The following is a 16,492-nucleotide window of genomic DNA, read 5'->3' as shown; positions in this document are numbered from 1 at the left end:
GTAACCGCATGCCGGGCCGGGGCACCGCATCCCGGCCTGCACGCTCCCGCGCCGATGGTGTGACGCGCTGCGAGTGTCGTGTCTTTACATATCGGCGGCACACCGCCTGCACACTGCCTGAACGGGGACGCCCATTACCCATGATGCATATCCCGAAGTCCGAATACGCCCGGCGCCGCAAGGCCCTGATGGCGCAGATGGAACCCAACAGCATTGCCATCCTGCCGGCAGCGGCCGTGGCGATCCGCAACCGCGATGTCGAGCACGTCTATCGCCAGGACAGCGATTTCCAGTACCTGAGCGGCTTTCCCGAGCCGGAAGCGGTGGTGGTGCTGATGCCGGGGCGTGAGCACGGCGAATACGTGCTGTTCTGCCGCGAGCGCAACCCGGAGCGTGAATTGTGGGACGGCCTGCGCGCCGGCCAGGAAGGGGCGGTGCGCGACTACGGCGCCGACGACGCCTTCCCGATCAACGACATCGACGACATCCTGCCGGGCCTGATCGAAGGCCGCGACCGGGTGTATTCGGCGATGGGCAGCAACCCTGAATTCGACCGGCACCTGATGGAGTGGATCAATACCATCCGCTCCAAGGCCCACCTGGGTGCACAGCCGCCGAACGAGTTCGTGGCCCTGGATCACCTGCTGCACGACATGCGCCTGTACAAGTCGGCTGCCGAGGTCAAGGTCATGCGCTACGCCGCGCAAGTCTCGGCTCGCGCCCATGTACGGGCCATGCAGGCCAGCCGCGCCGGCCTGTACGAGTACAGCCTGGAAGCCGAGCTGGAATACGAGTTTCGCAAGGGCGGCGCCCGCATGCCGGCCTATGGCTCGATTGTCGCCTCGGGCCGCAATGCCTGCATCCTGCACTACCAGGAAAACAACGCGCCGCTCAAGAACGGTGATCTGGTGCTGATCGACGCCGGCTGCGAGATCGACTGCTACGCCAGCGACATCACCCGCACTTTCCCCGTCAGCGGCACCTTTTCGCCCGAGCAGAAGGCGATCTACGAACTGGTCCTCAAGGCCCAGCAGGCCGCCTTCGAAGCCATCGGCCCGGGCCGGCACTGGAACGAAGCCCACGAGGCCACGGTGCGGGTCATTACCGCCGGGCTGGTGGAACTCGGCCTGCTCAAGGGCGAAGTCGACGCCTTGATCGCCAGCGACGCGCACAAGGCGTTCTACATGCACCGTGCCGGCCACTGGCTGGGCATGGACGTTCATGATGTCGGTGACTACAAGGTCGGCGGTCAGTGGCGGGTATTGGAAATCGGCATGGCACTGACCGTGGAACCCGGCATCTACATTGCGACAGACAACACGTCTGTGGCGAAGAAATGGCGAGGGATCGGTGTGCGAATCGAAGATGACGTGGTGGTGACCCGCCAGGGGTGCGACATCCTGACCGGCGACGTGCCCCGCACGGTGGCCGAGATCGAGGCCCTGATGGCCGCTGCCCGGGTGCAGGCCGCATGAGCCGCTTTCACCTGGCCATCGTCGGTGGCGGGCTGGTCGGCGCCAGCCTGGCCCTGGCCCTGCAGGCCGGTGCCCGTGAGCGCGGCTGGAAGATCGTGCTGATCGAGCCCTTCGCACCGGGCGATGCCTACCAGCCCAGCTACGATGCGCGTTCTTCTGCGCTGTCGTTCGGCGCCCGACGCATCTATGAACGTCTGGGCCTGTGGCAGCAGATTGCCCGGCGCGCCGAGCCGATCCTGCAGATCCAGGTCTCTGATCGCGGACGTTTCGGTTCTGCACGCCTGTCGGCCCTCGAAGAAGGTGTGCCCGCCCTGGGGTATGTGGTCGAGAACGCCTGGCTGGGCCAATGCCTGTGGCAGGGCCTGGACCCCGAAGTGATCAGTTGGCGAGTGCCGGCCGAGGTGCGCAGCATGCAGGCCGTGGCCGGCGGCTATCGACTGAGTCTGAGCGACGAGACCGAACTGGAGTGTGACCTGGCGGTACTGGCCGATGGCGGGCGCTCCAACCTGCGCGAGCAACTGGGCATCAGCGTGCACCAGCGGCCATATGGCCAGAGCGCGCTGATCGCCAATATCAGCCCGGCCGAAGCCCACTGCGGGCAAGCCTTCGAGCGCTTTACCGAACAGGGGCCGATGGCCCTGCTGCCATTGCCGGAAAATCGTTGTGCGCTGGTCTGGACCCGCACCGGCGATGATACCCAGCGCCTGGCCGCACTCGATGAACGCCGTTTTCTCAGCGAGCTGCAGGACGTGTTCGGCTACCGCCTGGGCCGTTTGTGCCAGGTCGGGGCACGGCATGTGTACCCGCTGACCCTGGTGGAGGCCGACGAGCAGGTGCGCTCGCACCTGGTGGTGCTGGGCAACGCCGCGCACAGCCTGCACCCGATTGCCGGACAGGGCTTCAACCTGTCGCTGCGTGATGCCGATGCGCTGGCCCGCACGCTGCTTGAAAGCGACCGGGTGCCGGGTGACCTGGCGACCCTGCAGCGTTATCGCGCCCGCCAGCAACGCGACCAGCAACTGACCGTGGGCTTTTCCGACAAGGTCACGCGCCTGTTCGGCAGTACCGCCTCGGCCGTCACCACCGGCCGTAACCTCGGCTTGCTTGGCCTGGACCTCTTGCCGCCGGCCAAGCGCTGGTTCGCCCGTCAGGCCATGGGTCTGGGAACCCGTCCCGATGCATGATCCTTTCAACCCCAACCGGCCTGCGCGCCCAACACGAGTGATCTGAACATGGAAACCCGCGCGGATGTGCTGATCGTGGGCGCCGGCATGGTCGGCAGTGCCCTGGCCCTGGCCCTGCAAGGCAGCGGCCTGGATGTGCTGGTGGTCGACGGCGGCTCGATGAGTGTCGAGCCGTTCGACCCGCAGGCGAAGTTCGATCCGCGTGTCAGTGCGCTGTCGGCGGCCAGCCAGCGCATCCTGCAACGCCTGGGGGCCTGGGATGGCATGGCTGCCCGGCGTCTGAGCCCTTATGCACAGATGCAGGTCTGGGACGGCAGCGGCACCGGGCAGATTCATTTTTCTGCCGCCAGTGTGCAGGCCGATGTCCTCGGGCACATCGTCGAGAACCGGGTGGTTCAGGACGCCTTGCTCGAACGCCTGCACGACAGCGATATCGGCCTGCTGGAGCATGCGCGCCTGGAACAATTGCGCCATTCCGGCGATGACTGGCTGCTGACCCTGGCGGACGGCCGCCACCTGCGTGCACCGTTGGTGGTGGGTGCCGACGGCGCGCATTCGGCCATTCGCCGCCTGAGCGGCACGCCGACCCGTGAGTGGGATTACCTGCACCACGCTATCGTCACCAGCGTGCGTACCGCCCGCCCGCATGGGCGCACCGCCTGGCAGCGCTTCACCGACGACGGACCGCTGGCCTTTTTGCCGCTGGTGCGCGAGGGCGAGCACTGGTGCTCGATCGTCTGGTCGGTGACGCCGGCCGAGGCCGAGCGCTTGATGGCGCTGGACGGTGCGCGGTTCTGTGTCGAGCTGGAGCGCGCCTTCGAAGGGCAACTGGGCACCGTGCTGCACGCCGACCCCAGGTTGTGCGTGCCGTTGCGTCAGCGCCATGCCAAGCGCTACGTGGCCCCGGGCCTGGCGCTGATCGGCGATGCCGCACACACCATCCACCCGCTGGCCGGGCAGGGCGTGAACCTGGGCTTTCTGGACGCGGCCGTGCTGGCCGAAGTGTTGCTGCGCGCCCATGCGCGTGGCGAACGCCTGGCCGATGAGCGCGTGCTGGGCCGCTACGAACGTCGGCGCATGCCGCACAACCTGAGCCTGATGGCGGCCATGGAGGGCTTCAAGCGCCTGTTCCAGGCCGACCCGCTGCCCTTGCGCTGGCTGCGCAACACCGGTCTGAAGGCCGTCGACAGCCTGCCCGAGGTCAAGGCCCTGTTCGTGCGCCAGGCCTTGGGCCTGACAGGCGAAATGCCAGAACTGGCACGCCTGTCGGACCGGCTCCCGGACGCGCACGTACCCGAACTGTAGGAGCGCGCTTGCCCGCGACCGAGTGCGTAGCGCTCGCAAAATCTCGGAAACCCTGAAAATTTATGATTGTTAACGTTCAAGCTGTATGAAACGCCACAAATTTACGACTGCTAACGCAGCCGGTCGCGGGCAGAGCGCGCTCCTACATAGGCCCCTCACGCAACATTAAGTTACGGCTCTTCACCTCCCCTCATTGAGGTCGTGAATGGTATTGACTACCATTTCGACCTCGTATTCGAACCTAGAGGCTTTCCCATGCAGGCAAGCAAGCGTCTTCTCGCTGCCCTGACACTGACCATGCTCGGCAGCACTGCCCAGGCCGCCGATGAGGTCGTGGTGTATTCGTCGCGTATCGACGAACTGATCAAGCCCGTTTTCGATGCCTATACCGCCAGGACCGGCGTCAAGATCAAGTTCATCACCGACAAGGAAGCGCCGCTGATGCAGCGCATCAAGGCCGAGGGCGAGAACGCCACCGCCGACCTGCTGCTGACCGTCGATGCCGGCAACCTCTGGCAGGCCGAGCAGATGGGCATCCTGCAGCCGTTCAGCACGCCGGTGATCGACAAGAATATCCCGGCCCAGTACCGCTCCTCGACCCACGCCTGGACCGGCCTGAGCCTGCGGGCGCGGACCATTGCCTACTCGACCGACCGGGTCAAACCCGAAGAGCTGAGCACCTACGAGGCCCTGGCCGACAAGAACTGGGAAGGGCGCCTGTGCCTGCGCACGGCCAAGAAAGTCTATAACCAGTCGCTGACCGCCACCCTGATCGAAACCCACGGTGCCGACAAGACCAGCGAAATCCTCAAGGGTTGGGTCAACAACCTGTCCACCGACGTCTTCTCCGACGACATCGCCGTTCTGGAGGCCATCAACGCCGGCCAGTGCGACGTGGGCATCGTCAACACTTACTACTACGGCCGCCTGCACAAACAGAACCCGCAACTGGCGGTCAAGCTGTTCTGGCCCAACCAGGCCGACCGTGGCGTGCACGTCAACCTGTCGGGCATCGGCCTGACCAAACATGCGCCGCACGCCGAGGCGGCCAAGGCGCTGGTGGAATGGATGACCGGACCCGAAGCCCAGGCGATCTTTGCCGGCGTCAACCAGGAATTTCCGGCCAACCCGAGCGTACCGCCCAGTGCCGAAGTGGCGGGCTGGGGTTCGTTCAAGGCCGACACCATTGCGGTCGAAGTGGCCGGCAAGCGTCAGGCAGAAGCGATTCGCATGATGGATCGCGCGGGCTGGAATTGATTTAATACCCGCCCTTTTCGCGGGGGCCGCGGCTTCAGCCGCGAACCCCGTGAATCACCGTAAACCGAGAATTCCCTTTGGCCCACCCCGCCCAACGCCGCTGGTACCCCCTGGTCTTTGCCATCGCCGCGCTGGTGCTCTTGCCCCTCAGCGTCCTGCTGTTGTCCTGGCAAAGCGTCGACCGGGAAATCTGGTCGCACCTGCTCGACACCCAGATGAGCCGCCTGCTCGGCAATACCCTGACCCTGATCCTCGGGGTCGGCGTGGGCGTCACCGTGCTGGGTGTGAGCCTGGCCTGGCTGACCAGCCTGTGCGAATTCCCCGGCAGGCGCTGGCTGGACTGGGCCTTGATGCTGCCGTTTGCGATTCCCGCCTACGTACTGGCCTTTGTCTTTGTCGGCCTGCTGGATTTTGCCGGCCCCTTGCAGACCCTGCTGCGCGAGTGGTTCGGCAGCGGCCTGCGCCTGCCCCGTGTCCGTTCCACCGGCGGGGTGATCGTGGTGCTGGTGCTGGTGTTCTACCCCTATGTCTACCTGCTGGCGCGCACCGCGTTCCTGGCCCAGGGCCGTGGCCTGATGGAGGCGGCGCGGGTGCTGGGCCTGTCGCCGCTGCAAGCGTTCTGGCGCGTGGCGCTGCCCATGGCGCGCCCGGCCATCGGTGCCGGCGTGGCCCTGGCGCTGATGGAAACCCTGGCCGATTTCGGCGCGGTGTCGGTGTTCAACTTCGACACCTTCACCACGGCCATCTACAAGACCTGGTATGGCTTCTTCAGCCTCTCCAGCGCTGCACAGCTGGCCAGCCTGCTGCTGCTGGCGGTCATGGTCGTGCTCTATGGCGAACGTCGCGCACGCGGCGTCAGCCGGGCCGCCAACGAGCGTCCGCGCAGCAAGGCGCTGTATCACCTCACCGGTCTCAAGGCCGCAGCGGCCAGCAGTTGGTGCGCACTGGTGTTCATCTGTGCTTTCGCCATACCGATGCTGCAACTGGTGGTCTGGGTCTGGCAGCGCGGGCGTTTCGACCTGGACGAGCGCTACACCGGGCTGGTGCTGCACACCCTGTATCTGGGCAGCCTGGCGGCATTGATCACGGTCAGCGTGGCGCTGGTGCTGGTGTTCGCCCGGCGCCTGGCGCCGACCCGGGCGATTCGCTCGGGCGTGGGCCTGGCCAACCTGGGCTACGCCTTGCCGGGCTCGGTGCTGGCGGTGTCGATCATGCTGGCGTTCAGTTACCTCGACCGGGCGCTGGTGATCCCGCTGTCGTCGTGGCTGGGCGGCGCGGGCAAGCCCTTGCTGCTGGGCAGCCTGTCGGCGCTGCTGCTGGCGTATCTGGTGCGCTTCATCGCCGTAGCCTATGGCCCGCTGGAAAGCAGCCTGGCGCGGATCCGCCCGTCGTTGCCGGAAGCGGCGCGCAGCCTGGGCACCAGCGGCCCGCGACTGTTTTTCACCATCTACCTGCCGTTGCTGGTGCCGGGCGCCTTGAGTGCAGCCTTGCTGGTGTTTGTCGATGTACTCAAGGAAATGCCGGCCACCCTGCTGATGCGCCCGTTTGGCTGGGACACCCTGGCCGTGCGGATCTTTGAAATGACCAGTGAAGGCGAATGGGCCCGCGCCGCCTTGCCGGCCCTGACCCTGGTGCTGGTCGGCCTGCTGCCGGTGATCGGTCTGATCCGGCGTTCGGCACGTCAACATGGCTGAGTGCTGGCCCAATGAAATGACACCGCGTATTTCAGGAAAACCCGCGTCGGGTGCGAGGTGCTCGCCTTGCGGCTACAATGCGCCGCAATCGGTGCGGGCTGCGGCTTCGTCGGCAGGTTGTCAGTTGTAACAAACCCCGAGCCACTGGGGGCTTGCCAGCAGGTCCCGGCCCGCATCTTCGCCACGCCCGGAAGGAGAAACCCATGGGACAGCGTACCCCCCTGTTTGACCTGCACCTCGCGCTGGGCGCGAAAATGGTCGATTTTGGTGGTTGGGACATGCCGTTGCACTACGGCTCGCAAGTCGAGGAACATCACGAAGTGCGTCGCGATTGCGGCGTCTTCGATGTTTCGCACATGCATGTGATCGATGTGCTCGGCAGCCAGGCCAAGGCCTGGCTGCGTTATCTGCTGGCCAACGACGTGGGCCGCCTGCAAGAGGTCGGGCGGGCGTTGTACAGCGCCATGCTCGATGAGCACGGCGGCATCATCGACGACATGGTCGTCTACCTCACGCCCGGCGGCTATCGCCTGGTGGCCAATGCCGCCACGGGTGCCAAGGACATGGCCTGGATGCGGGCCCACCTGGCCGGCTTCGATGTGCAACTGGTCGAGCGCCCGGAGCTGGCAATGCTGGCCATCCAGGGCCCACGTGCCCGCCAGCGGATTGCCGAATTGCTGTCCAGCCAGCGCGCGGAACTGATTCGGCGCCTCAAGCCCTTCGAAGGCCATCACGACCAGGACTGGTTCATTGCCCGCACCGGCTACACCGGTGAAGACGGCCTGGAAATCATCCTGCCCGCCGAGCAGGCCCCGGCCTTTTTCAACGACCTGGTCGGTGCCGGCATCTCGCCGATCGGCCTGGGCGCCCGCGACACGCTGCGCCTGGAGGCCGGCATGAACCTGTACGGCCAGGACATCGACGAACAGGTCTCGCCGCTGGTCGCCAACATGGCCTGGAGCATTGCCTGGGAGCCTGCCGGTCGCGACTTCATCGGCCGCCCGGCGCTGGAGCGTGAGCGTGCGGCTGGCGCGGCGTCCAAACTGGTGGGTCTGGTGCTGGAAGAGCGCGGTGTGCTACGCGCCCATCAGGTGGTGCGTATCGCAGAAATTGGCGATGGAGAGATCACCAGTGGTAGCTTCTCTCCTACGCTGAGCAAGTCGATTGCCCTGGCACGCGTCCCGATGGCCACCGCTGATCGGGCCGAAGTGGAAATTCGCGGCAAGTGGTACCCCGTGCGCGTGGTGCGTCCAAGTTTCGTGCGCCACGGCAAAGTGCTTATCTAATCTGGCGAACCGCCGCTGACCTGATAATTCTGAGGATGACAAATGAGCAATATTCCCGCCGAACTGCGTTTTGCCGAAAGCCATGAATGGGCGCGCCTGGAGGCCGATGGCACGATCACCGTGGGCATCTCTGATCACGCGCAACAGGCGCTGGGCGATGTAGTGTTCGTCGAGTTGCCGGAAGTCGGCAAAGTCTTCGCTGCCGGCGATGCAGCCGGTGTGGTCGAGTCGGTCAAGGCCGCTTCGGACATCTACGCCCCGGTAGGCGGCGAGGTCACTGCTGTCAACGAAGCGCTGGGCGATGAACCCGAGCAGCTCAACAACGAGCCTTACAGCGCCTGGATCTTCAAGCTCAAGCCCGCCGATGCTGACGCTGACCTGGCCAGGCTGCTCGATGCGGCCGGTTATCAGGCCGCCATCGGCGAGTAACCGGTTCGCGACCGTTGGTCGCTCCTACGGATGGCCGGGTGGCTACCCGTAGGAGATCATCCTGTGCCACTGGCACAGCGCCAAGGCGGCACGCTTTCGCGCAGCAAACATGGGCCCGCTAGGAGCGCGTTTGCCGGCATGCCGGACCACCGCGACCGGCTGCGTAGCAGTCGTAAAATTTCAGCGTTTCATCAGTTTTGCGAGCGCTTCGCACTCGGTCGCCGGCAAGCGGGCTCCTACTGTGCGTTGCGGGTCAGGATGGCGTTGGCCAGTTCCATGTCGCTGGCTTGCAGCCCCGGGTTGTCCTGGCGTACCTGCGCCATGGCAGCTTCAAGGAACGGACCGCGGATCCCGCCGTCGCTGGCCACGAAGCTGCCGGCGTCATCCTGGGCCGCCACGATCAGCTTGTGATCCCGGAAGGTCAGGTACGTCGAGCCGGTGGTGGCGCCCGACGAAATGACATCGCGCCAGAAACCGGCATCGGCCATCGCCGACCCGACCGGAAGAGAAAGCAGAGCACAAGTGGCGACAGCAAGTTTCAGACGCATGATGACGTACTCCAAATGGGAAGATTCCGGTTCATTGGAGAATGTTTCCCCCCGGTAGTTCCCTTGCCTGCCCCCCTGCTCAGAGAGGCTCGACCTGCAGCACCGTACCTTCCTGGCTCACCACCCTGACCCGTCCACCCACCGGGGTATCGGGACCGGTGACGATCCATACGCTGTCGCCGACCTTGATCTTGCCACGCCGGTCCACGATGGCCTGTTGCACCACAAAACTGTGGCCGATCAGTTCCTGCCCACGCATGTTCAGCCTCGGCTGGTCCGATGGCCGCGCCGCCGTGCGTTGCCGGTACCACCAGTACACGGCGGTCAGTACGGCAAACACGGCAAACAGCAGAAACTGCACGGTCCAGGGCAGCTCCGGCAGCACGAAGCTCAAGAGGCCGACCGCAGCGGCGGCGATGCCGATCCACAGCAGGTAGCCGCCGGCACCGAACATCTCCAGGATCAACAGCACCGTGCCCAGTGCCAGCCAGTCCCAGAACGAAAGGTTATACAGCCAGCTCATGGTGTGTGCCTCAAGCCTTGCGGTCGAAGGTGGCTTTGACGATCTCGCCGATCCCGCCTACTGCACCGATGACCTGGCTGGCCTCCAGCGGCATCAGGATGACCTTGCTGTTGTCGGCCGAAGCCAGTTGCCCCAGAGCCTCGATGTATTTCTGCGCCACGAAGTAATTGATGGCCTGCACGTTACCGGTGGCAATGGCGTCGGACACCACGCGGGTGGCCTGGGCTTCGGCTTCGGCCTGGCGCTCGCGGGCTTCGGACTCCAGGAAGGCGGCCTGCCGGCTGCCCTCGGCCTCGAGGATCTGCGCCTGCTTCTTGCCTTCGGCGGTCAGGATCGCCGCTGCGCGCAGGCCTTCGGCTTCAAGGATCTGGGCACGCTTGATGCGTTCGGCCTTCATCTGGCCGCTCATGGCCGCCATCAGGTCTTCGGGCGGGCTGATGTCCTTGATCTCGATGCGGGTGATCTTGATGCCCCACGGCGCGGTGGCTTCATCGACGATGCGCAGCAGCCGCTCGTTGATGCCGTCGCGCTGGCTGAGCATGGCGTCGAGCTCCATGGAGCCGAGCACGGTGCGGATATTGGTTTGCAGCAGGTTGCGGATGGCGTGCTGGAGGTCGTTGACCTCGTAGGCGGCCTGGGCGGTGTTGATCACCTGGTAGAAGCACACGGCATCGATCTCGACCGTGGCGTTGTCGGCGGTAATGACTTCCTGGGGCGGGATGTCGAGCACGCTTTCCATCACGTTGATCTTGCGCCCGATGCGATCCATCACGGGAATGATGATGTTCAGGCCGGGCTTGAGCGTGTTGGTGTAGCGGCCGAAACGCTCCACGGTCCATTGGTAACCCTGCGGGACCACCTTGAAGCCCATGAACACGATGGCCAATGCCAGGCCGACGAATAAGAGGATTACGATACTACCGGTTTGCATGGTACTTCCTTGTCAGTACGGGAGGGGGCGGGGATTGTCGTCGATGCCCAGTGAAACCGCATCCGGGCATGTATTTCAACGTTGTTCGCTCTGGGGTGTGACGCGTAACACTTCTTCAAGGGTTGTAAGCCCGGCCGAGACCTTCTGCGCACCCGACAGGCGCAGGCTGCGCATCCCCTCCTTGAAAGCCTGGCGGCGCATGGCGCTCAGGTCGAGGTCGGCGGCGATCAGGGCCTTGACACCATCGGACATCAGCATGATTTCGTACACGCCGGCGCGCCCCCGGTAACCGGTGTCCCGGCATTCGGCGCAGCCCACGGCGCGGTGGGCGCCGGCTGGCACTGGCGCCTGCCAGGGGCGGGTCAGGGTCTGCCAGTCGACTTCATCCAGGGCGATGGGTGCCTTGCAGTGCGGGCACAAGGTGCGCACCAGACGCTGGGCCATGACGCCCAGGATCGTGGCCTTGAGCAGGTAATGCGGTACGCCCAGTTCCAGCAGGCGACTGATGGCGCTGGGCGCGTCGTTGGTGTGCAGTGTGGAGAGCACCAGGTGCCCGGTCAGCGCGGCCTGGATGGCCATTTCGGCAGTCTCCAGGTCGCGGATCTCGCCGATCATGATGATGTCCGGGTCCTGGCGCATCAGGGCGCGCACGCCACTGGCAAAGGTCAGGTCGATGTTGTGCTGCACCTGCATCTGGTTGAAGGCCGGCTCGATCATCTCGATCGGGTCTTCGATGGTGCACAGGTTGACCTCGCTGGTCGCCAGCTTCTTGAGCGTGGTGTACAGCGTGGTGGTCTTGCCTGAACCGGTAGGGCCCGTCACCAGGATGATGCCGTTGGGCTGGCAGGTCATGCCTTGCCAGCGGCGCAGGTCGTCGCTGGAAAAGCCCAACTGGTCGAAGTCCTTGAGCAGCACGTCCGGGTCGAAGATACGCATCACCAGCTTTTCGCCGAAGGCGGTCGGCAGCGTCGACAGACGCAGCTCGACCTCGCCGCCGGCCGGGGTGCTGGTCTTGACCCGGCCGTCCTGGGGTTTGCGTTTTTCCGCGACATTCATGCGCCCCAGGCTCTTGAGCCGGCTGACCACGGCCATGATCACTTGCGGCGGAAACTGATAGACGTTGTGCAGCACCCCGTCGATGCGAAAGCGCACCGTGCCGTGCTCGCGGCGTGGCTCGATATGGATATCGCTGGCCCGTTGCTGGAAAGCGTACTGGAACAGCCAGTCGACGATATTGACGATGTGCGCGTCGTTGGCGTCGGGCTCCTGGTCGCTGGCGCCGAGTTTGAGCAGTTGCTCGAAATTGCCCAGGTTGCTGCTTTTCTGGTCGGTGGCGGTGGCGCCACTGACCGATTTGGCCAGGCGAAAGAATTCCACGGTCATGCGCTGGATATCGCTGGGGTTGGCCACCACGCGCTTGATCGGCAGCTTGAGCACATGCGACAGGTCCGCCTCCCAGCCTTGCACATACGGCTGGGCGCTGGCGATGGTCACCGCCTCGCGGTCCACGGCCACGGCCAGGATGCGATGGCGCTGGGCGAAGGCATAGGACATCAGCGGCGTGACGGCGGCCACGTTGATCTTCAGCGGGTCGATGCGCAGGTACGGTTGGCCGCACTGGGCGGCCAGCCAGGCGGTGAGGGTCTCCAGGTCGAGCTTGCGCCCGGGGCGCTTGCCATCTTCAAACGCCTGGGCGGCCAGGAACTCCAGCGGGTGCATCTGCACGTTCGCCGCGCCGCGTCGCAGGGTGATGGCGGTTTCTGCGTCGCTTTGCTCAAGGTGGCCCTGGGCGACCAGGTCACGCAACAGGTCGTTCAGGTCAAGCCAGCGGTCCGTGGAAGAAGAAGCGTGAACGGCCATGCAGGTTCCTTGGGCGGGGGCGGGAAGGGATCACTCTGACAGCGAGCAGCGTAGACCCCAAGCGTGCCGGTGTTGCGCCCCTTGTGTGAACAGGCATTACCGCACTGATCGCTCAGGCCATGGCGCGGGCCGCCGGCTGCTCGATCGGCAGGGCAGACGTCAGGGTCTCAAGTGCCACTGTATCGACATCGATCAGGTTGCGCATTTTTTCACCGATGACCTCGGCACGGTGGGCGCTTACAGCGTCTACGTCCACCTCGATGTGCAGGTCATCGCCGTGGCGCACCATGTTGATCTGGCCGGGAATCAGGTACTGCAGGGCGAACAGGTTCAAGACCTGGCACATCAGTGCCGGCTGTGCCTGGGCCTGGATCCGATAGCGCACGGTCACCAGGGCATTGCTGGCATTCCATACATCCGCGCGACGCGGCAGGGCAGGTACGGCTTCGAGCATGGGCATGGGCGGATCTCCTGAGCAAGTACGGAAATTCTTGCATGAAGAGTGCGGCAAAACTGATCTATTATCTGGCCCTGGCTTCATATTGCGCATGAACAATCTGCCATTTGCCTTCCATGAGAAATAATCATGTCCATAGAGCTGGATGCCTACGACCGTAAGATCCTGACACTTCTTCAGGAAGACGCCTCACTGTCCAGCGCGCAGATCGCCGAGCAGGTGGGCTTGTCACAATCGCCCTGCTGGCGGCGGATCCAGCGGCTCAAGGACGAAGGCGTGATCCGTCGCCAGGTCAGCCTGCTGGACCGCAAGAAGATCGGCCTGAATACGCAGATCTTCGCCGAGATCAAACTCAACGCCCACGGCCGCTCCAACTTCGCCGAATTCACCGACGCGATTCGCGAGTTTCCGGAAGTGCTGGAGTGTTATGTGCTGATGGGCGCGGTGGATTTTCTGCTGCGCATCGTTACGGCCGATATCGAGGCCTACGAGAAGTTCTTCTTCGACAAACTGTCGATGGTGCCGGGAATCCAGGAAGTGAACTCGATCGTGGCCCTGTCGGAAATCAAGTCGACCACCACCCTGCCGCTGGGACGCTGACACAGCACCATCGCGCAGCAAACACTGGGCCCGGTAGGAGCGCGCTCTGCCCGCGACCGAGTGCGAAGCGCTCGCAGAAATCTGCGCAACGCCACAAATCTACGACTGCTGACGCAGCCGGTCGCGGTGGTCCGGCACTCCGGCAGAGCGCGCCCCTACCCGATGTCTTGCCAGGTGGGTTACAGCTTCACCAGCACTTTCCAGGTTTTGGTCTGGGCCACGGTCAGGGCCTGCTGCACACGGGCGTCCAGCACTTCGTCGCTGATGTCCTGATGGGCCAGTTGCTCCAGCTTGTTGAGTTCACCGTACAAACGGTCCATCTCCGGCAGCTCCAGCACATGCCGTGCCCAGTGCAGCCAGGCTTGCAGGCGTTCGATGCGCGGCAATTGCTCGGCCAGGTCTTCGGGCTGTTGCTGGTAGCGGTTCAGCTGCAGGCTGCGGGCTTCTTCGGCCAGTTGGGTCGGCAGCCAGTTGCCCAGTGCCACGGCGCCCAGGCGATTGCCCCGGTTATTGCGCTCCACTGTCCAGCTGCGTGCCAGCAACCAGCGCGAGGTGTTCAGCGAGAACTCGCCCCAGCGCGTGTCCTGCAACTCTTCCAGGAACTGCTCATGGGCGGCGCCGCGCACGTCTTCGTCGTGCTGACCCGCCTGGACCAGCGGGCGCCAGTCTTCGAGCAGGGCATCCAGCGCGCTGCGCAGGCTGGCGGTGGTGGCGCGCGGAGCACACTGGCCCAGGCTGCCGGTCAGGGCCCGCAGTTCGGCCAATTGCTCGACCCAGTCCTGCAACAGGCGCCAGTGACCGTTGAAACGGTATTGCTCGGCCAGACGCTGGCTGCTGCCCAGCAGGTGCCAGGCCAGCGCGGTGTAGGCGTCGTCCAGTGACAGTTCGGCGTGCAAGACCGGCGCCTTGAGGCTCAGCGAGTAGCTGGCCGGATCGAGCAGGCGGTAGCCGCGCTCGGCCTTGCTGATGTCGCACGGCATCAGCGGCAACGTGGCGGCCAGCTCGGCGGCCAGCTCCAGCAGCGCCTCGGGTTCGCCTTCGCGCAGTTCAAGCTCCAGCTCGCAGATTTCTTCCTTCTGCTTGCCGGCCACCACCTGGCCCAGGTCCAGGGCGGCTTCGATCACCACCTTGGCCTTGCCGCGGCCCCAGGCGATCTCGGCTTTTTCGCGCACGAAATCGGTGGTGAACAGCGGCTTGATGGTTTTTTTGTCCAGTTCGGCCAGTTGTGCCGGCCAGCATTGATCGTCGAGCTTCTTCAAATCGAGCTTGGCCTTGGCCAGGTCCCAGTTGAATTCATTACGCTCGGACAGGCCCGCCACGCTCTGGCCACGGGTCTTGAGGGTCTGGATCAGTTGCTCGCCATCGCGGCGGATGCGCAGCGCCACCTTGGCCTGGGCCAGGTCGCGTTCGGGCGTGTCGAAATACTGATTGGTCAGTTCCAGGCGCTCCCAGCCGCTCTTGTTGCGCTTTTTCAGCAGGGGATGCTCGCGCAGGGCGGCGAGGGTTTCGCGGCTGACGCGCAGTTTGATTTCGGTTTCTTTGTGCATGGCCGGGGGCAATCCAAACGCTGGTACTGATGAGGCCACCAGTGTACAGGACCTGAACCGCTACGGTTTATTCCTGACGCCTGATGGCCCTATGATGGACCGCATTGCGTTTCGCCATTCAGGAGCCGTTCATGCCCTTGCCATCCTTGAAGGACCAGTTCGCCGCGTTGATTGCCACGCCGTCGGTGAGCTGCACCCAGCCGGCGCTGGACCAGTCCAACCGGGCGGTCATCGACCTGCTGGCCGGCTGGCTGGGCGACCTGGGCTTTGCCTGTGAGATCCAGACAATCTCGCCGGGCAAGTTCAACCTGCTGGCCAGCTACGGCACAGGCCCGGGCGGGCTGGTGCTGGCCGGGCACAGCGACACTGTGCCCTACGACGACGCGCTGTGGCAGACCGACCCGTTGAAACTCACCGAGGTCGACGGGCGCTGGGTGGGCCTGGGCAGCTGCGACATGAAGGGCTTCTTTGCCTTGATCATCGAGGCTGTGCGCCCGCTGCTCGACCAGCCGTTCAGGCAGCCGCTGCTGATCCTGGCCACCTGTGACGAAGAAAGCTCCATGGCCGGCGCGCGCGCCCTGGCCGACGCGGGCCGTCCCCTGGGGCGGGCAGCGGTGATTGGCGAGCCGACCGGGCTCAAGCCGATCCGCCTGCACAAGGGCGTGATGATGGAGCGCATCGACATTCTCGGGCGCAGCGGGCATTCCTCCGACCCCAGCCTGGGCCACAGCGCGCTGGAGGCCATGCACGACGCGATCAGTGAACTGAAGGGCCTGCGCACGCAATGGCAGACGCAATACCGCAACCCGCAGTTCAGCGTGCCGCAGCCGACCCTCAACCTGGGCTGCATTCATGGCGGCGACAACCCCAACCGGATTTGCGGACAGTGCTCGCTGGAGTTCGACCTGCGTCCGCTGCCGGGCATGGATCCGGAAATTCTGCGCGGGCTCATTCGTCAGAAGCTACAGCCCCTGGCCGAACGGCATCAGGTGCAGATCGACTACCAGCCGCTGTTTCCCGAGTGCCCGCCCTACGAGCAGGCCGCCGATGCGGAACTGGTGCGGGTGGCCGAGCGTCTGACAGGCCATACGGCCGCGGCGGTGGCATTTGGCACCGAAGCGCCTTATCTTCAACGCCTGGGCTGCGAGACCCTGGTGCTGGGCCCGGGTGACATCGCCTGTGCGCATCAGCCGGGCGAGTATCTTGAAATGTCACGTTTGCAGCCTACAGTGCGTCTGTTAAGCCAGTTGATCGAACATTACTGCCTGAGCCCGCAATAAGCGGCCCGGCCAGGCCCTGATAGAAGGAGAATGCGCGTGTTGCCAAGCCTGTTACGACGATAACCGCCACCCCTGTTGTGCGTGTTTTGTGTCTTTCGTCCAACTTTCTACAGGCT

At 64.6% G+C, this 16,492-nt stretch carries 15 protein-coding genes; 9 read left to right on the top strand and 6 right to left on the bottom strand.

Going from position 1 to position 16,492, the window contains the following annotated elements; genetic code table 11:
- Positions 1-140: 140 nt before the first annotated feature.
- The 7 genes from pepP to gcvH all read left to right on the top strand — a co-directional run bounded on the left by pepP (position 141) and on the right by gcvH (position 8,630).
- Positions 141-1,475: a Xaa-Pro aminopeptidase gene (gene pepP / locus DGA31_RS08175; RefSeq protein ID WP_056841197.1), complete on the top strand. Its 1,335-nt coding sequence runs from the start codon at positions 141-143 to the stop codon at positions 1,473-1,475.
- Positions 1,472-2,659 carry a 2-octaprenyl-6-methoxyphenyl hydroxylase gene (ubiH, locus tag DGA31_RS08170; RefSeq protein ID WP_109512185.1) on the top strand — a complete coding sequence of 396 codons (1,188 nt, stop codon included), beginning with the start codon at positions 1,472-1,474 and terminating at the stop codon, positions 2,657-2,659. The genes pepP and ubiH overlap by 4 nt, the downstream gene beginning before the upstream one ends.
- Positions 2,660-2,707: 48 nt before the next feature.
- Entirely contained in the window at positions 2,708-3,964 is a 1,257-nt protein-coding gene (locus DGA31_RS08165; protein ID WP_109512184.1) for a 2-octaprenyl-3-methyl-6-methoxy-1,4-benzoquinol hydroxylase, read from the top strand.
- Positions 3,965-4,219: 255 nt separating this feature from the next.
- Positions 4,220-5,221: an extracellular solute-binding protein gene (locus DGA31_RS08160; protein ID WP_109512183.1), complete on the top strand. Its 1,002-nt coding sequence runs from the start codon at positions 4,220-4,222 to the stop codon at positions 5,219-5,221.
- Positions 5,222-5,298: 77 nt separating this feature from the next.
- Positions 5,299-6,915 (top strand): ABC transporter permease, encoded by a 1,617-nt coding sequence (locus DGA31_RS08155; RefSeq protein ID WP_109512182.1) that lies wholly within the window; start codon positions 5,299-5,301, stop codon positions 6,913-6,915.
- A gap of 203 nt (positions 6,916-7,118) precedes the next feature.
- A complete protein-coding gene (gene gcvT, locus DGA31_RS08150; protein ID WP_109512181.1) occupies positions 7,119-8,201 on the top strand; it encodes a glycine cleavage system aminomethyltransferase GcvT in 1,083 nt (360 codons plus the stop codon).
- Positions 8,202-8,243: 42 nt separating this feature from the next.
- Complete coding sequence (gcvH, locus tag DGA31_RS08145) at positions 8,244-8,630, top strand: glycine cleavage system protein GcvH (protein WP_056841203.1); 387 nt, start codon at positions 8,244-8,246, stop codon at positions 8,628-8,630.
- Between the two features lie 236 nt (positions 8,631-8,866).
- Here gcvH and DGA31_RS08140 read toward each other — a convergent pair whose 3' ends face one another.
- From DGA31_RS08140 to DGA31_RS08120, 5 genes are all read right to left on the bottom strand, one after another.
- Positions 8,867-9,178: a DUF2388 domain-containing protein gene (locus tag DGA31_RS08140; protein ID WP_056841509.1), complete on the bottom strand. Its 312-nt coding sequence runs from the start codon at positions 9,176-9,178 to the stop codon at positions 8,867-8,869.
- Between the two features lie 79 nt (positions 9,179-9,257).
- Positions 9,258-9,701: an NfeD family protein gene (locus DGA31_RS08135; RefSeq protein ID WP_109512180.1), complete on the bottom strand. Its 444-nt coding sequence runs from the start codon at positions 9,699-9,701 to the stop codon at positions 9,258-9,260.
- 10 nt (positions 9,702-9,711) lie between these two features.
- On the bottom strand, positions 9,712-10,632 hold the full coding sequence (locus tag DGA31_RS08130) for an SPFH domain-containing protein (RefSeq protein ID WP_056841205.1): 921 nt from the start codon (positions 10,630-10,632) through the stop codon (positions 9,712-9,714).
- A 75-nt stretch (positions 10,633-10,707) separates the two neighbouring features.
- On the bottom strand, positions 10,708-12,492 hold the full coding sequence (tfpB, locus tag DGA31_RS08125) for a type IV pilus assembly ATPase TfpB (RefSeq protein ID WP_109512179.1): 1,785 nt from the start codon (positions 12,490-12,492) through the stop codon (positions 10,708-10,710).
- Between the two features lie 112 nt (positions 12,493-12,604).
- On the bottom strand, positions 12,605-12,952 hold the full coding sequence (locus DGA31_RS08120) for a hypothetical protein (RefSeq protein WP_056841207.1): 348 nt from the start codon (positions 12,950-12,952) through the stop codon (positions 12,605-12,607).
- A gap of 126 nt (positions 12,953-13,078) precedes the next feature.
- Between DGA31_RS08120 and DGA31_RS08115 the strand changes: the two genes are divergently transcribed.
- Complete coding sequence (locus tag DGA31_RS08115) at positions 13,079-13,549, top strand: Lrp/AsnC family transcriptional regulator (protein WP_056841208.1); 471 nt, start codon at positions 13,079-13,081, stop codon at positions 13,547-13,549.
- Positions 13,550-13,728: 179 nt separating this feature from the next.
- Here DGA31_RS08115 and DGA31_RS08110 read toward each other — a convergent pair whose 3' ends face one another.
- The gene (locus DGA31_RS08110; protein WP_109512178.1) at positions 13,729-15,096 is read right to left on the bottom strand and encodes a CYTH domain-containing protein; all 1,368 of its coding nucleotides are present in this window, start codon (positions 15,094-15,096) and stop codon (positions 13,729-13,731) included.
- A gap of 131 nt (positions 15,097-15,227) precedes the next feature.
- On the opposite strand from DGA31_RS08110, the gene argE reads away from it, so the two are divergent.
- Positions 15,228-16,376: an acetylornithine deacetylase gene (gene argE, locus DGA31_RS08105; protein ID WP_056841210.1), complete on the top strand. Its 1,149-nt coding sequence runs from the start codon at positions 15,228-15,230 to the stop codon at positions 16,374-16,376.
- The last annotated feature ends 116 nt before the right edge of the window (positions 16,377-16,492 follow it).

The organism is Pseudomonas ovata (genome assembly GCF_003131185.1).
GTDB lineage: Bacteria > Pseudomonadota > Gammaproteobacteria > Pseudomonadales > Pseudomonadaceae > Aquipseudomonas > Aquipseudomonas ovata.
The sequence above is the reverse complement of the archived record's forward strand: the minus strand, read 5'-3'. Positions and strand labels throughout refer to the sequence as shown.